19 protein-coding genes and 1 pseudogene are annotated in these 18,322 nt (G+C 61.3%); 13 read left to right on the top strand and 7 right to left on the bottom strand.

The genetic code is table 11. The annotated features are described in order from the left end of the window. The first annotated feature begins 152 nt into the window (after positions 1-152). Complete coding sequence (argH, locus tag AC19YR_RS20230; protein ID WP_095109289.1) at positions 153-1,547, top strand: argininosuccinate lyase; 1,395 nt, start codon at positions 153-155, stop codon at positions 1,545-1,547. A 55-nt stretch (positions 1,548-1,602) separates the two neighbouring features. Here argH and AC19YR_RS20225 read toward each other — a convergent pair whose 3' ends face one another. Beyond that, positions 1,603-2,262 (bottom strand): glutathione S-transferase family protein, encoded by a 660-nt coding sequence (locus AC19YR_RS20225; protein WP_500599858.1) that lies wholly within the window; start codon positions 2,260-2,262, stop codon positions 1,603-1,605. 125 nt (positions 2,263-2,387) lie between these two features. Here AC19YR_RS20225 and AC19YR_RS20220 point away from each other — a divergent pair, with 125 nt between their 5' ends. From AC19YR_RS20220 to AC19YR_RS20210, 3 genes are all read left to right on the top strand, one after another. Further along, positions 2,388-2,675, top strand: a complete 288-nt coding sequence (locus AC19YR_RS20220; RefSeq protein WP_095109225.1) for a hypothetical protein — start codon at positions 2,388-2,390, stop codon at positions 2,673-2,675. 180 nt (positions 2,676-2,855) lie between these two features. Then, positions 2,856-3,104, top strand: a complete 249-nt coding sequence (locus tag AC19YR_RS20215) for a TIGR02647 family protein (RefSeq protein ID WP_095109226.1) — start codon at positions 2,856-2,858, stop codon at positions 3,102-3,104. A 169-nt stretch (positions 3,105-3,273) separates the two neighbouring features. Next, positions 3,274-6,123, top strand: coding sequence for a class I adenylate cyclase (locus tag AC19YR_RS20210; RefSeq protein WP_500599856.1), 2,850 nt, complete (start codon positions 3,274-3,276; stop codon positions 6,121-6,123). Between the two features lie 6 nt (positions 6,124-6,129). On the opposite strand, the gene rnk is transcribed toward AC19YR_RS20210, so the two are convergent. From rnk to cyaY, 3 genes are all read right to left on the bottom strand, one after another. Beyond that, a complete protein-coding gene (gene rnk, locus AC19YR_RS20205) occupies positions 6,130-6,543 on the bottom strand; it encodes a nucleoside diphosphate kinase regulator (RefSeq protein ID WP_095109228.1) in 414 nt (137 codons plus the stop codon). A gap of 135 nt (positions 6,544-6,678) precedes the next feature. Then, positions 6,679-6,909 (bottom strand): DUF1289 domain-containing protein, encoded by a 231-nt coding sequence (locus tag AC19YR_RS20200; protein ID WP_095109229.1) that lies wholly within the window; start codon positions 6,907-6,909, stop codon positions 6,679-6,681. A gap of 4 nt (positions 6,910-6,913) precedes the next feature. Further along, a complete protein-coding gene (gene cyaY / locus AC19YR_RS20195) occupies positions 6,914-7,246 on the bottom strand; it encodes an iron donor protein CyaY (protein ID WP_095109230.1) in 333 nt (110 codons plus the stop codon). A 239-nt stretch (positions 7,247-7,485) separates the two neighbouring features. On the opposite strand from cyaY, the gene lptM reads away from it, so the two are divergent. From lptM to AC19YR_RS20165, 6 genes are read left to right on the top strand one after another with little or no spacing between them, the layout of a single operon-like run. After that, complete coding sequence (lptM, locus tag AC19YR_RS20190; RefSeq protein WP_095109231.1) at positions 7,486-7,644, top strand: LPS translocon maturation chaperone LptM; 159 nt, start codon at positions 7,486-7,488, stop codon at positions 7,642-7,644. A gap of 9 nt (positions 7,645-7,653) precedes the next feature. Continuing rightward, the gene (lysA, locus tag AC19YR_RS20185; protein WP_095109232.1) at positions 7,654-8,901 is read left to right on the top strand and encodes a diaminopimelate decarboxylase; all 1,248 of its coding nucleotides are present in this window, start codon (positions 7,654-7,656) and stop codon (positions 8,899-8,901) included. 4 nt (positions 8,902-8,905) lie between these two features. Then, a complete protein-coding gene (gene dapF / locus AC19YR_RS20180) occupies positions 8,906-9,736 on the top strand; it encodes a diaminopimelate epimerase (RefSeq protein ID WP_500599853.1) in 831 nt (276 codons plus the stop codon). Positions 9,737-9,749: 13 nt separating this feature from the next. Beyond that, a complete protein-coding gene (locus tag AC19YR_RS20175; protein ID WP_500599851.1) occupies positions 9,750-10,475 on the top strand; it encodes a DUF484 family protein in 726 nt (241 codons plus the stop codon). Positions 10,476-10,477: 2 nt separating this feature from the next. Beyond that, complete coding sequence (gene xerC, locus AC19YR_RS20170; protein ID WP_095109235.1) at positions 10,478-11,377, top strand: tyrosine recombinase XerC; 900 nt, start codon at positions 10,478-10,480, stop codon at positions 11,375-11,377. After that, a complete protein-coding gene (locus AC19YR_RS20165) occupies positions 11,374-12,078 on the top strand; it encodes an HAD family hydrolase (protein ID WP_500599849.1) in 705 nt (234 codons plus the stop codon). The genes xerC and AC19YR_RS20165 overlap by 4 nt, the downstream gene beginning before the upstream one ends. 77 nt (positions 12,079-12,155) lie before the next feature. Here AC19YR_RS20165 and sutA read toward each other — a convergent pair whose 3' ends face one another. The 3 genes from sutA to glnK form a co-directional block, all read right to left on the bottom strand. After that, on the bottom strand, positions 12,156-12,479 hold the full coding sequence (sutA, locus tag AC19YR_RS20160) for a dormancy-specific transcriptional regulator SutA (RefSeq protein ID WP_095109237.1): 324 nt from the start codon (positions 12,477-12,479) through the stop codon (positions 12,156-12,158). 450 nt (positions 12,480-12,929) lie between these two features. Beyond that, positions 12,930-14,267, bottom strand: a complete 1,338-nt coding sequence (locus AC19YR_RS20155; protein WP_095109238.1) for an ammonium transporter — start codon at positions 14,265-14,267, stop codon at positions 12,930-12,932. Positions 14,268-14,299: 32 nt separating this feature from the next. Continuing rightward, the gene (glnK, locus tag AC19YR_RS20150; RefSeq protein ID WP_002555808.1) at positions 14,300-14,638 is read right to left on the bottom strand and encodes a P-II family nitrogen regulator; all 339 of its coding nucleotides are present in this window, start codon (positions 14,636-14,638) and stop codon (positions 14,300-14,302) included. Positions 14,639-15,010: 372 nt separating this feature from the next. Between glnK and AC19YR_RS20145 the strand changes: the two genes are divergently transcribed. The 3 genes and pseudogenes from AC19YR_RS20145 to drt3a all read left to right on the top strand — a co-directional run bounded on the left by AC19YR_RS20145 (position 15,011) and on the right by drt3a (position 17,809). Next, a complete protein-coding gene (locus AC19YR_RS20145) occupies positions 15,011-15,271 on the top strand; it encodes an accessory factor UbiK family protein (protein ID WP_095109239.1) in 261 nt (86 codons plus the stop codon). Positions 15,272-15,415: 144 nt separating this feature from the next. Continuing rightward, a pseudogene (locus tag AC19YR_RS20140) lies at positions 15,416-16,324 on the top strand (YifB family Mg chelatase-like AAA ATPase); the annotation flags it as partial. A gap of 261 nt (positions 16,325-16,585) precedes the next feature. Beyond that, positions 16,586-17,809 carry an antiviral reverse transcriptase Drt3a gene (gene drt3a / locus AC19YR_RS20135; protein ID WP_076964273.1) on the top strand — a complete coding sequence of 408 codons (1,224 nt, stop codon included), beginning with the start codon at positions 16,586-16,588 and terminating at the stop codon, positions 17,807-17,809. The last annotated feature ends 513 nt before the right edge of the window (positions 17,810-18,322 follow it).

Here is an 18,322-nt window from a genome sequence, read left to right as displayed (position 1 = left end):
TCTGCCCGCCGTCATTAGGCCGCAAGGCGACAAACACCTGGCGGGGCAAATAAATGAACCGGGCGACCAGTGTCAACGATAGCCTGGGCAACCCTGTTATTATCCGCGGCAACTTTCACGCCATCTTTCTTCAGCACATCACGAGCGAATTCATGAGCACTGACAAGACCAATCAGTCCTGGGGCGGCCGCTTCAGTGAACCCGTCGACGCCTTTGTTGCGCGTTTCACCGCCTCCGTCACGTTCGACCAGCGCCTGTATCGCCACGACATCATGGGCTCCATCGCCCACGCCACCATGCTGGCCAAGGTCGGCGTGCTCACCGACGCCGAACGCGACACCATCGTCGATGGCCTGAAGACCATCCAGGGCGAAATCGAGGCCGGCCAATTCGACTGGCGTGTGGACCTCGAAGACGTGCATATGAATATCGAGGCGCGTCTGACCGACCGCATCGGCATCACCGGCAAAAAACTGCACACCGGCCGTAGCCGCAACGACCAGGTCGCCACCGATATCCGTCTGTGGCTGCGCGACGAAATCGACCTGATCCTGGGCGAAATCACCCGCCTGCAAAAAGGCCTGCTGGAACAGGCCGAGCGTGAGTCGGGCACCATCATGCCCGGCTTCACCCACCTGCAGACCGCGCAGCCGGTGACCTTCGGCCATCACCTGCTGGCGTGGTTCGAAATGCTCAGCCGCGACTACGAACGCCTGGTGGACTGCCGCAAGCGCGCCAACCGCATGCCCCTGGGCAGCGCCGCGCTGGCCGGCACCACCTACCCGATCGACCGCGAGCTGACCTGCCAGTTGCTGGGTTTCGAGGCCGTCGGCGGTAACTCCCTGGACGGCGTGTCGGACCGTGACTTCGCCATCGAATTCTGCTCCGCCGCCAGCATCGCGATGATGCACCTGTCGCGGTTCTCCGAAGAGCTGGTGCTGTGGACCAGCGCGCAGTTCCAGTTCATCGACCTGCCAGACCGCTTCTGCACCGGCAGCTCGATCATGCCGCAAAAGAAAAACCCCGACGTACCGGAACTGGTGCGCGGCAAGACTGGCCGCGTATTCGGTGCGCTGATGGGCCTGTTGACCCTGATGAAAGGCCAGCCGCTGGCCTACAACAAGGACAACCAGGAAGACAAGGAACCGCTGTTCGACGCGGCCGACACCCTGCGCGATTCGCTGCGCGCCTTCGCCGACATGATCCCGGCGATCAAGCCCAAGCACGCCATCATGCGCGAAGCGGCCCTGCGCGGTTTCTCCACCGCCACGGACCTCGCGGACTACCTGGTGCGCCGTGGCCTGCCGTTCCGCGACTGCCACGAAATCGTCGGCCACGCGGTGAAGTACGGCGTGGACACCGGCAAGGACCTGGCGGAAATGAGCCTGGAAGAACTGCGCCAGTTTAGCGACCAGATCGAGCAGGACGTGTTTGCCGTGCTAACTCTGGAAGGCTCGGTCAACGCGCGCAACCATATCGGCGGCACCGCGCCCGCCCAGGTCAAGGCTGCCGTGGTTCGCGGCCAGGCGCTGCTGGCCAGCCGCTAAGCCCGGTGCTCGCGAGGGCGACCCGAAAATCGCCCTCGCGAGCACAAACCCCGCCTTACCTCTTGCTGTTGACCATCTCCAGAAAGGCCGGCATGCAGGCCTCTTTGTCAGCAGCAATGCGCTGCACATTCGGGTTCTGCTCCAGGCGCTCCAGCAAGGCCTGGGCCGCCGGCAATTCGGCCAGCAGGTCCAACCCGAACAACTTCTTGGCCACCCCACAGGCCAGCGGCACGCTGTAGAGAAAATACAGGTCCGCCACAGTCAAGCCATCCCCCGCCACGTAGGGCGCAAAGCGGCCGTGCCGCGCCAGCGTCGCGATGCCCAGCAGCACATCCTCCCTGGTTTTGTCCTTGATCGCCTGCGGCACCGTCATGCCTAAAAAAGCCTCGGTGTAGCAGGCGCGGGCGGGCAGTTCGATGTACAGCTCGATTTCCCGGGCCAGGGCCAGCACCTGGGCGCGCTGGAACGGCTCGGCGGGCAGCAGCGCGGTGCCTGGGTGGGCGTGTTCGAGGTATTCGAGAATCACGCTGGTTTCGTTGATGAAGCCTTGCTCCACCCCCAGCACCGGGATCTTGCCCCGTGGGCTGATGGCCAGGACCTGGGGTGATTGGCCGGAAAAGAACTGTACTTCCTCGAAGGGCAAGCCCTTCTCCAGCAGCGCCAGCTTGACCATGTTGTAGTAGTTACTGACGCAGAATCCATAAAGCTTGAGCATCGCAGAGCCTCCGGGCCGTACAGGGGTGGGCCGGGGTTGTTTATAGAACCTGGCGGCGGTTGTTGCCAGCAGCATCACGGCCTTGAATGCAGTTAGACTGCCCACTTTTCCTTGAGGAGCCTGCCATGAGCGAGCCAACCGATATCGACAACGACGAAGAAGCGTTCGCCGAAGATACCCTGATCCAGGCCATCGAAAACCAGATCGAAAGCGACAACCCGCCCGCCGCCAAAGCCACGTTCAACAAGCTGACCCTGGTGGGCTACGAACGCGACGAGATCCTCAACCTGATGGCCCACGTGCTGGCCGTTGAGATCGACGCAATCCTGGAAGAAGACCGTGCTTTCGATACCCAATGGTACGAAGCGGCCCTGCGTGCTCTGCCTGAGTTGCCGCCAGAAAAGAACGGATGAATGCAGCACCTGGCCCCCGCGCACGGGCCAGGCTGCCCCAGGTCAACGCAGCCTGCGCACTTGCCACCTACACTGCCTCCTGTCATTCACCAGGCAGCGCCGGTCAGTACTGGACAGCACGGGCAAGTGCGTTCACCTTAGGAGCCGCTGTCATCTATTCCTAGAAAGTCTGGAGTCCTTATGTCGTATACCCCTGAGCTGGTTGCCGAACTGGAAATCCTTGCACTCTTCAACCTGGACAGTTCCCAGGAAGGCCTGAAAATTCATCAGACCGCCGCCCCAACCGCCATCGCCGCCGCAAAACGCCTGTACGAAAAAGAACTGACCACCCAGCCCGATGGCGGTTACCTGACCAGCCTGGGGCGCGACGCCGCCGAGCACGCCCAAGGCCTGCTGACCATCCTGTCACCCGTCGAAGAAGCCGCATAACCCACCACCTGACGCCCACGGAATCGCCCGCCACGGGCGTTCCGCGGGAACACCCACCCGCCGTGCTGTAAATCTGGCGCCAGAAATAAAAATTACGCTTAAAGCTCCCCACCCCCACGCTGTAGACTGGCCCCCGCCCGACACCTTTCACGTCCGCGCCCGGTGAGCCATGCCCCGCACCCATGAAATCCGCCCAGATCTGGACGAGGGAATCGACCGTAAGGTTCTGAGCCAACTGCGCGCGCGCTTTCTCACGCTCAATTCAGGTCGCCTGGCCCGCGCCATGGAAGGGCTGACGCCGCGCCAGCAATTGGTACTCAACCTGCTGCCGCTGTTTTTCCACGTCAACCACCCGCTGTTACCCGGTTACGTGTCCGGCAGCACGCCGGCGGGCCTGTCCAATTTCGAGCCCGACTCGCAAGCCCTGGCCGAAGCCCAACGCCTGACGCGCTCCTTTTCCTATAAACCGCGCCACGGCAACCCGCCGCGGCCCATCCATGGCCTGTTCCTGATGGGCAGCCTGGGCACCCTCGCCCAGGCCGACCAGAGCGACATGGACGTGTGGGTCTGCCACGCCCCGGACTTGAGCGAAAGCGAACTGAACGAGTTGCGCAAAAAATGCCAGCTCCTGGAAGCCTGGGCCGCCAGCCAGGGCGCCGAGGCGCATTTCTTCCTGATCGAGCCCAACCGCTTCGTGCGTGGCGAGCGGGATGCGCCCCTGAGTTCCGACGACTGCGGCACCACTCAGCATTACCTGCTGCTCGACGAGTTCTACCGCACCGCGATCTGGCTCGCTGGGCGCACGCCACTGTGGTGGCTGGTCCCGGTGTACGAAGAAGCGCGCTACGACCAGTACGGCCACACGCTGCTGTCCAAGCGTTTTATCCGCGCCGACGAGACCCTGGACCTGGGGCATTTGGCGCGAATCCCGCCGGGCGAGTTCGTCGGCGCCGGGCTCTGGCAACTCTATAAAGGCATCGAGTCGCCCTACAAGTCGGTGCTCAAGCTGCTGCTGATCGAGGTTTACGCCAGCGAACACCCTAAGGTCGAATGCCTGAGCCTACGCTTCAAGCAGGCCGTGTTCGCCAATCGCCTGGACCTCGATGAACTGGACCCCTACATCGTCGTCTACCGGCGCATCGAGGAATACCTCACCGCCCGCGGCGAACCGCAGCGCCTGGAGCTGGTGCGCCGCAGCCTGTACCTGAAGGTCAACCGTAAGCTCAGCGCCAGCCCCGGCCAGCGCGCCAGCAGTTGGCAACGCGACCTGCTCGAACGCCTGGCCGCGGAATGGGGCTGGGATTCGCGGCAACTGGCAATGCTCGACAGCCGCAGCCAATGGAAGGTGCGCCAGGTCAGTAGCGAGCGCCGGGCGCTGGTCAACGAGCTCAACTACAGCTATCGCTTCCTGACCCAGTTCGCCCGCACCGAGCAGACCGTCAGCCAGGTCAACAAACGCGAACTGAACATCCTCGGGCGCAGGCTCTACGCGGCGTTCGAGCGCAAGGCCGACAAGATCGAGTTCATCAACCCCGGCATCGCCCCGGACCTGGCCGAAGACACCCTCACGCTGGTGCAAGCAGCCCCTCGCAAAGACATGGGGCAACTCCACTGGAGCTTGTTCAACGGCAGCCTCAGCGCCCACGAATGGGAACATTTTGCCCCGATCAAGCGCAGCCGCGGCTTGCTGGAACTGCTGACCTGGTGCCACCGCAACGGCGTGATCGACAGCAGCACCCGCCTCGCCCTACACCCCGGCAGCAGCGACTTGAGCGAGTTCGAGCTGTTCAACCTGCTCGGCAGCCTCCAGCAAACCATTGCCTTGCCACTAATCGGCGTCAGCGAAGAGGCCTTGCTGCACGCCAGCAAGCCCAGCGAAGTGCTGATCCTGGTAAACGTCGGCATCGACCCGCTCAAGCAACACCGCGACCTGAACATCCTGATGACCACCGAGCGCACCGACTCGCTGAGCTACGCCGGGGTGCGGGAAAACCTGGTGCTGACCCTCGACCAAGTCACCCTCAACAGCTGGAACGAAGTGCTGGTCAACCGCTACGACGGCGCCCACGCGCTGCTCGACTGCCTGGGCGACTACCTCAACAACCTGCCCCAAGGCTCGCCGCAACCGCGCCTGCGGGTGCGCTGCTTCTGCCACAACCGCGCCCAGTTCATTGCCCGGCGTGTAGAAGAGTTGTTCGACACCGCGCAAAACCTGCTGCTCAGCCAGCTCAACCACCGCTATTTGATCCAGGTTCAGCAGCACTACCACGTGCTGGAGCTGATCCCCGGCCAGGTCAGCCACGTCGCCCTGCCCAGCCTGGCAGCGCTGCTCGATTACCTGGGGGAAGAACAACCGCGCTACAGCCCGCTGCACCTGGACCCGATGGCCCTGCAAGAGCACGACCTGGCGCTGATCCTGCCCATGGGCCTACCCGATTGCATCCAGGTGTTCTACCGCATCGACGAGGCCCGGGCCGAGCTGTATGTGCTCGACGAACACAACGCCCTGTGGCAACAGCAACTGCCCTATCACGACGAACAGAGCCTGCTGGTGCCGCTGCAACGCTTCCTGAATTCAGTGGTGTTTCGCCGCGAGGCGTTGCTGCCGCTGGACGCCCCCCCGCCCCTGGCCGACCTGGACCTGCACTACTACCAACTCCTGCCCTCGGGCAACGGCCGGGCACGGCGCGTCGAAGCACGACCAGCGCCGCAAACACCGATCAACATGGCGTTTTATGACGTGCAGGCGATCATCGGCAAGGGTGCGCCCGGGCAGGTGCAGGTCACCTTGTTTTGCGATCAACAGGAGTTTGGCGAGTTGGAGTACGGCGACCAGCTGTTCAGCGTGGTCGCCCGGCAGATCATCGGGCAGCGCCGGGAGGTGGAGCGCTACCGCTGCTATATCACTGACCTGGACCTCTCGGGCCTGCTCGGTGACGGGCCAAGCCCGAGCAATCTGTATCTGCGCTACAAGGCCGACCTGGAACGCGCACTCAACGATGCGCTGGACCAGGCCTGAGGCATATCAGAGCTCGAAATCGCCAGCGGCTTCAGGCTGGTACTCAACTTCGATCAATTCCAGCTTCAGGGTCTTGCCACCCGGTGCCGGCCAGTCTATGTGCTGGCCTGCCTGCAAGCCCAGCAGCGCGCTGCCGACCGGGGCCAGGATGGAAATCTTGCCTTCGTCGGCGTTGGCGTCCTTTGGATACACCAGGGTCAAGTGATAGTCCTTACCGCTGCCTTGCTCACGGCAGTGCACACGCGAGTTCATGGTGACGACGCCGGCCGGCACTTCCTCGTGACCAACCACGGTGTCGGCGCGGTCGAGTTCATCCTGCAACGCCGCGACGCCTGGAGTCGATTCGTCCAGGCTGTCAATCAGGCGCTCCAGACGTTGCACGTCGAGGCGGGTGAGAATGATGGAAGGTGCGGTGGTCATGATTCAGGCAGACTCCTTTTTTCTGCACAACAAAAGCAAAACCCCGCCAGGAATAGGCGGGGTTTTCACTGACCTCGGTGGGTTGAGGCGTACCCGGACACTACCACAGCTCAATAAATAAACAAGCCGTGGGCGTCAGCCGCACGGACCGGCGGCGCTGCGGCGGGTTGCCGCCTGGCCGCAGATCGCCCGGCGCCGCGCGTCGTCCGCCGAGCGCCATTCGCGGATGTCTTCGACATGGCGAAAGCAGCCGATGCAGACTTTCTGCTCATCCAGACGGCAAGTGCTGATACAAGGCGACGGCACCGCCGGGCTGACGTTGCTGAACAACGGCTTGGCGGGACGGGCGGGGGCAGGCTGGGTCACGGTTTCACAGCCCTTCGAAATCGAGCTTGGCCCCGGCCTGCGCAAACACGATGCGCTCGAGCATTTCGCCCAATTGCTCTTCGCTCTTGTCGCACATCCAGCGCTCGCTCTCTTCGTCGTAATCGAAGTGGAAACCACCGCAAACCGCCGCGAGCCAGAGCTGGCGCAAGGGTTCCTGGCGGCTGAAGATCAACTGGCTGCCGCCCTCGAACTTGACGGTCAGCACACCGGCCGAACTTTCCAGATCTACATCCAGGCCACTCTCGTCGAAAATATCTTCCAGCGTCTGCTGGGTCGCATCGACCAGATCGTGGAAACGGGCTTCGGTCAAACTCATTGCGGCAACCTCAAAAAGTGTCTACTCACGCTCAAGCGCCGCAAGATACGGGCGCGCCCCGGCGATTGCAAAGGATACCGACCAGGCGCCCGGCAAGCGTATGAATTATCCACAGGCTGCGTGCGATCAATTTCCAGAACCTCGGCAAAGGCCCGCCAGACGGGTGCCCCACTGCATAGGCAAGGCGCCGGGTGGCCGGTATACTCCGGCGCAATTAACGCATTTTCAAGGATTTCGCCATGAAGCGCCTGATCTCTTCCCTTGCTGCGCTTGTCGCGGTTGCCTGCCTTGTTTCTGCCTGCGGCCAGAAAGGCCCGCTGTATCTGCCCGATGACAGCAAGACCCCTGAAGAACAGGCCAAGTCGCAATCGCAGTCACACAAGCACGACACCTACTAAGGGAACGCCATGGACGCTTTTAACTACCGCGACGGGCAACTGTTCGCGGAAGGCGTAGCCCTGTCCGCCATCGCCGACCGCTTTGGCACGCCGACCTACGTGTACTCCCGAGCCCACATCGAGGCCCAATACCTGGCCTACGCCAACGCCCTGAGCGGCATGCCGCACTTGGTGTGCTTCGCGGTCAAGGCCAACTCCAACCTGGGCGTGCTCAATGTCCTGGCGCGCCTGGGCGCCGGTTTCGACATCGTCTCGCGCGGTGAGCTGGAGCGTGTTCTCGCCGCGGGTGGCCAGCCCGACAAGATCGTGTTTTCCGGCGTCGGCAAGACCCGCGAAGACATGCGCCGCGCCCTGGAAGTGGGCGTGCACTGCTTCAACGTCGAATCCACCGATGAGCTCGAACGCCTGCAAGTGGTCGCTGCCGAGCTGGGTGTTCGCGCGCCGATCTCCCTGCGGGTCAACCCGGACGTCGACGCCGGCACCCACCCGTACATTTCCACCGGTCTCAAAGAGAACAAATTCGGCATCGCCATTGCCGACGCCGAAGACGTCTACGTACGTGCCGCGCAATTGCCCAACCTGGACGTGGTCGGGGTCGATTGCCACATCGGTTCGCAACTGACCACCCTGGCACCGTTCATCGACGCCCTCGACCGCCTGCTGGGCCTGGTCGATCGCCTCGGCGACTGCGGCATCTACCTGCGCCACATCGACCTGGGTGGCGGCCTCGGCGTGCGCTATCGCGACGAAGAGCCGCCGCTGGCCGAGTCCTACATCAAAGCCGTGCGCGAACGCCTCGATGGCCGCGACCTGGCCCTGGTGTTCGAGCCCGGCCGCTTCATCGTGGCCAATGCCGGCGTGCTGCTGACGCGGGTCGAGTACCTCAAGCACACCGAGCACAAAGACTTCGCCATCGTTGATGCAGCCATGAACGACCTGATCCGCCCGGCCCTGTACCAGGCCTGGATGGACGTCACCGCCGTGCAACCTCGCGCCACGGCCGCCCGCGCCTACGACATCGTCGGGCCGATCTGCGAGACCGGCGACTTCTTGGCCAAGGAACGTGAACTAGCCCTGGAAGAAGGCGACCTGTTGGCCGTGCATTCGGCCGGTGCCTATGGCTTCGTCATGAGCTCGAACTACAACACACGCGGCCGTTGCGCCGAGGTGCTGGTCGATGGTGACACTGCGTTTGAAGTGCGTCGCCGCGAGACGGTAGCCGAGTTGTTCGCCGGCGAAAGCCTGCTACCGGAGTAAAACCATGCTGCTGCGTTTTACCAAGATGCACGGCCTGGGCAACGACTTCATGGTCCTCGACCTGGTCAGCCAGCACGCGCACATCCTGCCCAAGCACGCCAAGCAATGGGGCGACCGCCACACCGGCGTGGGCTTCGATCAACTGCTACTGGTCGAAGCACCGAGCAACCCCGAGGTGGATTTCCGCTACCGGATCTTCAACTCCGACGGCTCGGAAGTGGAGCAGTGCGGCAACGGCGCGCGCTGCTTCGCCCGTTTCGTGCTGGACAAGCGCCTGACCACCAAGCGCCAGATCCGCGTCGAAACCAAAAGCGGCATCATCGAGCTCGACATCCGCAGCGACGGCCAGATCAGCGTTGATATGGGCCCGCCGCGCCTGGTGCCGGCCGACATCCCGTTCCAGGCCCCGGAGCAAGCCCTGAGCTACCCGCTGGAAGTAGACGGCCAAACGCTGGACATCGCCGCCGTGTCCATGGGCAACCCCCATGCGGTACTGCGGGTCAATGACATTAACAACGCGCCGGTGCATGAACTGGGGCCGAAGATCGAACATCACCCGCGCTTCCCGGCGCGGGTCAATGTCGGCTTCCTCCAGGTTATCGACCGCCAACGCGCGCAACTGCGCGTATGGGAACGCGGCGCCGGGGAAACCCAAGCCTGCGGCACCGGCGCCTGCGCGGCTGCGGTAGCTGCCATCAGCCAGGGGTGGATGGATTCGCCGCTGTTGATCGACCTGCCCGGCGGGCGCCTGTCCATTGCCTGGGCAGGCCCCGGCGAGCCGGTGCTGATGACTGGCCCCGCGGTACGGGTATACGAAGGACAAGTGCGTCTTTGAACGAGCCAAACCCATGACCGACCGACCTCAGGTTCCAGCCCCGCAGCCCGGCCCAACGCCGGGTGACAGCCTCGAAACGGCAGCGATTGCCGCGTATCTGGAAGCCCACCCGGATTTCTTCGTCGAACACGAAGACCTGCTGGCCACCTTGCGCCTGCCCCACCAACGCGGCGACACCGTGTCTCTGGTGGAACGGCAGATGAAGATCCTGCGCGAACGCAACATCGAGATGCGCCATCGCCTCTCGCAGTTGATGGACGTGGCCCGGGACAATGATCGGCTGTTCGAGAAAACCCGGCGCCTGATCCTCGCGCTGATGGACGCTGCCAGCCTGGAAGAGGTGGTCATCAGCGTCGAAGACAGCCTGCGCCAGGATTTCCAGGTGCCCTTCGTCAGCCTGATCCTGTTCAGCGACAACTCCTTGCCGGTGGGCCGCTGGGTGCCAACCGCCGACGCCCAGGCAGCCATCGGCGGCCTGTTGGCCGAAGGCAAGACCGTCAGCGGCAGCCTGCGCGAGCATGAGCTGGACTTCCTGTTCGGCGAAGAGCAGCGCAAGCAGATCGGCTCCACTGCCGTGGTCGCCCTCAGCCACTTGGGCCTGCACGGCGTGCTGGCCATCGCCAGCCGCGATCCGCAGCACTATAAAAGCTCGGTGGGCACCTTGTTCCTCAGCTACATCGCCGAAGTCCTGGGCCGCGTCGTGCCCCGTCTGAACAACGCCTTGCGCTCGGTACGCTAAACATGGAACGACAACTGGACGCCTACTGCGCGCACCTGCGCAGTGAGCGCCAGGTGTCACCCCACACGCTTGAGGCCTACCGGCGCGATCTCGATAAAGTCCTGGCCCACTGCCAAAAGCAAGGCATCGGCAGTTGGGCGGCACTGGACATCCAGCGCCTGCGGGGCGTGATCGCCCGCCTGCATGCCCAGGGCCAGTCTTCGCGCAGCCTGGCGCGCCTGCTGTCAGCGGTGCGCGGGCTCTATCGCTACCTCAACCGCGAAGGCCTGTGTGACCACGACCCCGCCACGGGCCTGACGCCGCCCAAGGGCGAACGACGTCTGCCCAAGACACTCGACACCGACCGCACCCTGCAACTGCTCGAAGGGGCGGTGGAGGATGACTTCCTGGCCCATCGCGACCAGGCCATCCTGGAGCTGTTCTACAGCTCGGGCCTGCGCCTGAGTGAACTGACCGGGCTCAACCTGGCCCAGCTCGACCTCGCCGATGGCCTGGTGCAAGTGCTTGGCAAGGGCAGTAAAACCCGCGTGCTGCCGGTAGGGCGCAAGGCCCGGGAAGCCTTACAACTGTGGCTGGCGCTGCGGGCCCTGAGCAACCCGGTGGACGATGCCGTGTTCGTCAGCCAGAAGGGCCGTCGCCTGGGACCACGAGCCATTCAGTTGCGGGTCAAGGCCGCGGGCGAGCGGGAGCTGGGGCAGAACCTGCACCCGCACATGCTGCGCCACTCCTTCGCCAGCCACTTGCTGGAGTCGTCCCAAGACCTGCGTGCGGTGCAGGAGCTGCTCGGCCACTCGGACATCAAGACCACGCAGATCTACACCCACCTGGACTTCCAACACCTGTCAGCGGTCTACGACAGCGCCCACCCCCGAGCCAAACGCAACAAGAGTGAAGAGCCATGACCATTCAACTCATCACGTTCGACCTGGACGACACCCTCTGGGAAACCGCACCCGTGATCGTCAACGCCGAGGCGGTACTGCGTCAGTGGCTGAGCGAGCATGCGCCGCACTTGGGCGGCGTGCCGGTGGAGCATCTGTGGGCAATTCGCGAGCGCGTGCTGAACGCCGAGCCCGGGCTCAAACACCGCATCAGCGCACTGCGCCGCAAGGTGCTGTTCCACGCGTTGCATGAGGTGGGCTACGCCGAAGCTCAGGCGGCGCAACTGGCCGAGGCGGCGTTCGAGGTGTTCCTCCACGCGCGCCATCAGTTGCAGGTGTTCCCCGAGGTGCAACCGACCCTGGAGCGGCTGGCCAACCACTTCGCCCTGGGTGTGGTCACTAACGGCAACGCCGACGTGCGACGCCTGGGCCTGGCGGACTACTTCAAGTTCGCCCTGTGCGCCGAGGACATCGGCATCGCCAAGCCCGACGTGCGCTTGTTTCACGAAGCCCTGGAGCGTGGCGAAACCCGCGCCGAACACGCCGTGCACATCGGCGATCACCCGGGTGACGACATCGCCGGGGCGCAGCAGGCTGGGTTGCGGGCCATTTGGTACAACCCAGCGGGCAAAGCCTGGGAGGCCGAGCAACTGCCCGATGCCCAAGTGCGCAGCCTGACCGAATTGCCGGCCCTGCTGGCTCGCTGGAACGCCGTGCGCTAAAACCGCCCGCCCCGACGAGCGCCCATGAAAAAGCCCGCAGCGACGGCGGGCTTTTTCAGCAAGTACGCAGCAAACGCTTAGATAGGTCGGCTGCCGTACTTGTTATCAGGCTTCTTGGGTGGGTCTGCCACCACATTGGCCTCGACTTCCTGCACCTTGCCGCCTTTGGCAAGGAACTCCTCCATGGCGCGTGCCAGAGCATCACGCTCTTTGTTCTTGGCTTCGACGCTGGGCAGCTCATCGACGGAAACGGCCGCCTTGGACTTGCCTTTTGCGGTCGGGACCGGAGCATCACCGCCATCGTCCTCGGCAACGTCTTCAGCCGCCGCTTCCAGGCCTTCTTCGGCCTCGTCTTCGTCACCTACTTCGAGGTCGTCGTTTTCCAGATCATCGTCGCTCATGTTCTACCTCATGACTTGCGAAAAGCAGATTAGTTATAGCCCAGCCTGGCCATCTGTCGAAGGCGGCCGGAAAAAAATCAAGACCCACTGGTAGCCAGGGGTTGCACCTCGTCACCGTGCTTCACGACGAAGGCTTTGCACGCACCACCGTGGCGATGCCGCTCAAGAGAAACACCGTACCAGCCGCCCAGCGCCTGTCGGTCAACCTGCTCTGGCACCACGACCGACCGCCTAGACGTTACCGCTCGCCACCGTTACACACAGGTTCGGCGCGCATTCTAGCGCGCCCACGAAAAAAACAAAGCGCCTAATCTTCCTGCAAAGCTGTAAGCCTTCGGCCGTCTGAAAGCATGCGGTCTGAAGGATATTCGGCCCACCTGGCAATCGACAAACCCCAGACAAAAAAATGCCCGGGCAAGCCGGGCATTTTTTACGCCTTACACAGGCTGCCTATAAGTTGTAGCCACGCTCGTTGTGTTGCGCCAGATCGAGGCCGACAGCCTCTTCCTCTTCGCTCACCCGCAGGCCCATCACCGCATCCAGCACCTTGAGGATCACGTAGGTGACAATACCGGTGTAGACCACGGTAAAGCCCACGCCCTTGCACTGGATCCAGACTTGCGCCGCGATATCAGTCACCGTACCAAAGCCGCCCAGGGCCGGAGCAGCGAATACGCCCGTGAGGATCGCACCGACGATACCGCCGATGCCGTGCACGCCAAAGGCGTCCAGAGAGTCGTCGTAGCCCAGCTTACGCTTGAGACTGGTGGCGCAGAAGAAGCAGATCACACCGGCCACCAGGCCGATCACCAGGGCGCCCATCGGGCCTACGGTGCCCGCGGCCGGAGTGATGGCCACCAGGCCCGCCACCACACCGGAGGCAATGCCCAGGGCGCTTGGCTTACCGTGGGTGATCCACTCGGCGAACATCCAGCCCAGCGCAGCGGCGGCGGTAGCGATTTGCGTCACCAGCATCGCCATGCCAGCCGTGCCGTTGGCGGCGGCGGCGGAGCCGGCATTGAAGCCGAACCAACCGACCCAGAGCATCGCCGCGCCCATCAGGGTGTAGCCCAGGTTGTGCGGGGCCATGGGTGTGGTCGGGAAGCCTTTGCGCTTGCCCAGTACGATGCACGCCACCAACCCTGCCACACCGGCGTTGATATGCACCACGGTGCCGCCGGCGAAGTCCAGCACGCCCCAGTCCCACATCAAGCCGCCGTTGCCGGACCAGACCATGTGCGCAATCGGCGCGTAGACCAGGGTGAACCAGATGGCCATGAAGATCAGCATCGCAGAGAACTTCATGCGCTCGGCGAAGGCACCGACAATCAGCGCCGGGGTGATGATGGCGAACGTCATTTGGAAGGTGATGAACACCGCTTCCGGGAACAAGGCCGCCGGCCCAGTGATACTGGCTGGCGTAACGCCCGCCAGGAACGCCTTGCCCAGGCCGCCGAAGAAGGAGTTGAAGTTGACGACGCCCGCTTCCATGCCGGTGGTGTCGAAGGCAATGCTGTAGCCGTAGACAACCCACAGGATGCTAATCAGGCCGGTAATGGCGAAGCACTGCATCAGTACAGACAGGATGTTTTTCGAGCGGACCATACCGCCGTAGAACAGCGCCAGGCCGGGAATGGTCATGAACAGCACCAGGGCTGTGGAGGTCAGCATCCAGGCGGTATCGCCGGAGTTGAGGACTGGAGCCGCCACTTCGTCTGCCGCCATAGCCAGGCTGGGCATTACGAGGGACAACAGGGCTCCAAGCCCTGCGAATGTGCGCAGAGTCATAGTGTTTCTCCTGGGGCGTTGGGTTTGGCGGCTTAGATTGCGTCGGTATCGGTTTCGCCGGTACGGATGCGAATAGCCTGTTCCAGATTGACCACGAAGATCTTGCCGTCACCGATCTTGCCGGTGTTGGCTGCCTTGGTTATCGCCTCGATAACCCGATCAAGATCCTTGTCGTCAATGGCGACATCAATCTTCACCTTAGGCAGGAAATCGACCACGTATTCCGCGCCGCGATACAGCTCGGTGTGGCCTTTCTGCCGACCGAAGCCTTTGACCTCAGTAACGGTAATGCCCTGCACGCCGATCTCGGACAGCGACTCGCGTACGTCGTCCAACTTGAACGGCTTGATGATGGCAGTGACTAGCTTCATGAAAACTCTCTCCCGAATTGGTGGACTTGCCCCAGGAAAACAAACCCGGCTCAAGTCTAAGCGCAGTGCCTGGCTTTGTAACGCATCGTCGGCCCGACTCAGCCATCCCGGCGCACTGCGTTCGTCACAGCGACTGCATCAGTGCATGGGTCATCAGGCACTAAGCAGAAACCTTGCCATCTCTAGAAAAACCCACCATATCAATCGCTTGCCAACGGCCATTGGCCTTTTGCCGCCATCGCCCGCCGGCTTACGCACAAAAACGGTGCAGCCGTGGCGCAACCGATGCGCGATAACCGTGCGGCCGCCCCTGCCCTGGCGGGCAGACACCCCGTGATACACTGCCGGCCATCTGTTCCCAGGACTTTTCCCATGCTCGCGCCCAAAGACCTCCTCGACGCCCTGAGCGGCCACGCTTCCCGTTTGTTCAGCGGCGACACCGCGCTACCGCGCAATGAAATCGAAAGCCAGTTCAAGGCCCTGCTGCAAAGCGGCTTCAGCAAACTGGACCTGGTCAGCCGGGAAGAATTCGACAGCCAAATGGTCGTCCTGGCCCGCACCCGCGCACGCCTGGAAAGCCTTGAGGCGAAAGTCGCGGAGTTGGAAGCCAAGCTCAACCCGCCCCCGCAGTAACCTCGCCACCACGCCCGTCGCCACCGATGGGCGTGGCCGCCCGATACGTCTTGCAACCCTGTCACCCCCGCCTCGCCTTCACACCTCGACTACCCTTCCCGGACCCGCAGGATGCGGTTCTCTGTGCCCATCAAGGAAGGTTCCATGTCGCTGGCCATCGTCCACAGCCGCGCCCAGGTGGGCGTTGAAGCCCCCGCCGTCACCGTCGAAGTACACCTCGCCAACGGCCTGCCCGCGCTCACCCTGGTGGGCCTGCCGGAAGCCGCCGTGAAGGAAAGCAAGGACCGGGTGCGCAGCGCCATCATCAACTCGGGTTTTCAGTTTCCGGCACGGCGCATCACCTTGAACCTCGCCCCTGCGGACCTGCCCAAGGACGGCGGGCGCTTCGACCTGGCCATCGCCCTGGGCCTGCTCGCTGCCAGCGTGCAGGTGCCCATGCTGGCCATCGAAGAAGTCGAGTTCCTCGGTGAACTGGCCTTGTCCGGTGCCTTGCGCCCCGTGCGCGGTGTACTCCCGGCAGCGTTGGCGGCGCGCCAGGCCGGGCGCGTGCTGGTGGTGCCCCGGGCCAATGCCGAAGAGGCCTGCCTGGCCTCGGGCTTGAAGGTGATCGCGGTAGAACACCTGCTCGAAGTGGTCGCCCACTTCAACGGCCACACGCCCCTGGAGCCGTTCACGTCCAACGGCCTGCTGCTGGCCAACAAACCCTACCCCGACTTGAGCGAAGTGCAGGGCCAAGTGGCCGCCAAGCGGGCCCTGCTGATCGCCGCGGCCGGGGCCCACAACCTACTTTTAAGTGGCCCGCCAGGCACCGGCAAAACCCTATTGGCCAGCCGTTTACCCGGCCTGCTGCCGCCATTGAGCGAGGCCGAAGCCCTGGAAGTCGCAGCCATTCAATCGGTGGCCAGCCTGATGCCGCTGCGCCACTGGCCGCAGCGGCCATTCCGCCAGCCCCACCACTCGGCCTCCGGCCCGGCGCTGGTGGGCGGCAGTTCCAAACCCCAGCCCGGGGAAATCACCCTAGCCCACCACGGCGTGTTGTTTCTCGACGAGTTGAAGCTTAGGGCTACATGTCAACATGTGTACCCCAGAATTTCTGACCTTGAGTCGCGTTTCCTCACGTTTGGACCGCGCATCCCCCGGCCTACTCACGACTGCGTTGTGTAGTGGCTAACAGATAGCAAATCACCCTGCCCTTATGCCATGATCGGAATCGATTTATTGCGTTCGACGGTGCCATTAAAGGCAAACTGAAAACTCTGCCTCGAATGTCTAATTATAAATCGGTAGGAAATACCTATAGGCAGGGAGCGAGTAATGCTGAATCAACATTTTTCTTCTAAAAATTTCATGCGGCTTTTAACTAGGCAGGATATTTTCAGATATGACATGGGCACTGGTACCGACGACTACAGAGCAAAATTAACTACAGTTGAAGAAACTATAGGAAAAGACAGCTACGCCTTTTCAAGTTTTAAAAGAAAGAAGATGACGCATGGCGAAGTCATATCACCGGCATGCATTGTTGACGACTTCGCGTTAAGAAAGCTGAACGACAACATAAAACGTGTGTTCAGCATAAAGACCACGGACAGAAATAGTATATTGCCACAAATTAAAGTCCTTTTGAACGAAGGTGGCGAGTTTTGGTTGCGGAAATATGACATAGCCAAATTTTTTGAATCGATACCAGTAGGAAAAGTTCTTGATCTTGTCAGAAACGACTATCGGTTGTCATACGAATCAAAGAAGATCTTAAATAATCTATTTTGCAATCCAACAATAACAAAATCTGCAGGCCTACCACGCGGAATATCACTTAGCTCAACATTGTCCGAGCTGTATATGCGAGAATTTGACGCATTCTGCAGAAAACTTCCAAACTGCTATTTTTACACTCGATATGTTGATGACATTTTCATGCTTTTTCATGAGGACCCCGGGGATATCACGCCGAAACTTATCCTTCCGGATGGGCTTTTTTTCCAGCCGATAAAAACTCTAGAACTACACCATCAGCATAAAGGCCCGGTGAAGACAAGCGATGGCGGCTCAAGCGTAACGTACCTCGGATACGAATTTGACTTTAAATCTAACAGCAAGGATAAAGCTACAAAACTACAAGTAGGAATTGCCTCAAAAAAGATCAAGAAAATAAAAACGAGAATAATGCTTGCACTGTTTGACTACTGCCAAACTAAAAATTATCTCTTGCTCAAATCCAGACTTACGTTCCTTGCAAGCAACTACAATATCGGCAAAGACTCTGCGCGAGGAAAACTGTATGCAGGCGTCCATTTTAATCATCTGCTCGTAGATAAAGAGCGTTATGGCGATCTTACGGATATTGACAGTTTTTTGCGTAAAGCTATCTGCAGCGCGAAAGGTTCTTTAGGCCGAAAGCTTTCCCCTCTCCTGTCTGCGCCTGAGCGCCGAGAGCTTATGAAGATCTCCCTAATGCAGGGCTTCCAAAAGCAGATAGTAAGGGCATTTGCACCTGATCATCTCTTGGAAATAAAACGGATTTGGGCACATGTATAAACAGCCAAGCAACAAAGTTCGCATTAGAAAGAACGACGAATATAGGGCTATGTTGACGGAAACACTCCCTTATGAAGTCCCGATGCTTTTCTCCAATGAAGGTTTATATCTTGCCGCAAAAGACAAATTACTCTCCAAACTTAAGGAAGAACACGGTTTAGATATCTTCAACAACCAACCAACGATTCCATACAAATACAAAATACGTAAGAACTCATACGAATCGCGCGGCCTAGCTATAATGCACCCTGCTCAACAACTGGAGACGGGGTTATTCTATTCTCGTTATGATCACTTGATTGTCGGGCTATGCCAAAGAAGCCCCTTCTCCCTAAGGGCACCATGCTCGATTGCGAGCTACTATGTAGAGCGAGCGCTTTCTAGCAGCCTGAATTCATAGAATAAGTGCAACGTTTGAAACGATAGGCAGAGAGTCAGCCACCGGTAGAATCCAGGCTCTCACACCGAAGGATTCAAGCGCAGATGACTACGCATTACCGGCAGCTGACTCAG

The sequence above is a fragment of the Pseudomonas sp. MF08817 genome (genome assembly GCF_059862705.1).
Note: the sequence above shows the minus strand (reverse complement) of the source record. Positions and strands in the feature narration are given on the sequence as shown.

Bases quoted from the DNA above. Each gene is read 5' to 3' on its own strand.
- glnK (WP_002555808.1), bottom strand. From the start codon at position 14,638: ATGAAGCTAGTCACTGCCATCATCAAGCCGTTCAAGTTGGACGACGTA.
- AC19YR_RS20165 (WP_500599849.1), top strand. From the start codon at position 11,374: ATGACCATTCAACTCATCACGTTCGACCTGGACGACACCCTCTGGGAA.
- AC19YR_RS20210 (WP_500599856.1), top strand. From the start codon at position 3,274: ATGCCCCGCACCCATGAAATCCGCCCAGATCTGGACGAGGGAATCGAC.
- xerC (WP_095109235.1), top strand. From the start codon at position 10,478: ATGGAACGACAACTGGACGCCTACTGCGCGCACCTGCGCAGTGAGCGC.
- AC19YR_RS20175 (WP_500599851.1), top strand. From the start codon at position 9,750: ATGACCGACCGACCTCAGGTTCCAGCCCCGCAGCCCGGCCCAACGCCG.
- rnk (WP_095109228.1), bottom strand. From the start codon at position 6,543: ATGACCACCGCACCTTCCATCATTCTCACCCGCCTCGACGTGCAACGT.
- drt3a (WP_076964273.1), top strand. From the start codon at position 16,586: ATGCTGAATCAACATTTTTCTTCTAAAAATTTCATGCGGCTTTTAACT.
- sutA (WP_095109237.1), bottom strand. From the start codon at position 12,479: ATGAGCGACGATGATCTGGAAAACGACGACCTCGAAGTAGGTGACGAA.
- AC19YR_RS20145 (WP_095109239.1), top strand. From the start codon at position 15,011: ATGCTCGCGCCCAAAGACCTCCTCGACGCCCTGAGCGGCCACGCTTCC.
- AC19YR_RS20215 (WP_095109226.1), top strand. From the start codon at position 2,856: ATGTCGTATACCCCTGAGCTGGTTGCCGAACTGGAAATCCTTGCACTC.
- argH (WP_095109289.1), top strand. From the start codon at position 153: ATGAGCACTGACAAGACCAATCAGTCCTGGGGCGGCCGCTTCAGTGAA.
- lptM (WP_095109231.1), top strand. From the start codon at position 7,486: ATGAAGCGCCTGATCTCTTCCCTTGCTGCGCTTGTCGCGGTTGCCTGC.
- AC19YR_RS20220 (WP_095109225.1), top strand. From the start codon at position 2,388: ATGAGCGAGCCAACCGATATCGACAACGACGAAGAAGCGTTCGCCGAA.
- cyaY (WP_095109230.1), bottom strand. From the start codon at position 7,246: ATGAGTTTGACCGAAGCCCGTTTCCACGATCTGGTCGATGCGACCCAG.
- AC19YR_RS20225 (WP_500599858.1), bottom strand. From the start codon at position 2,262: ATGCTCAAGCTTTATGGATTCTGCGTCAGTAACTACTACAACATGGTC.
- dapF (WP_500599853.1), top strand. From the start codon at position 8,906: ATGCTGCTGCGTTTTACCAAGATGCACGGCCTGGGCAACGACTTCATG.
- lysA (WP_095109232.1), top strand. From the start codon at position 7,654: ATGGACGCTTTTAACTACCGCGACGGGCAACTGTTCGCGGAAGGCGTA.
- AC19YR_RS20155 (WP_095109238.1), bottom strand. From the start codon at position 14,267: ATGACTCTGCGCACATTCGCAGGGCTTGGAGCCCTGTTGTCCCTCGTA.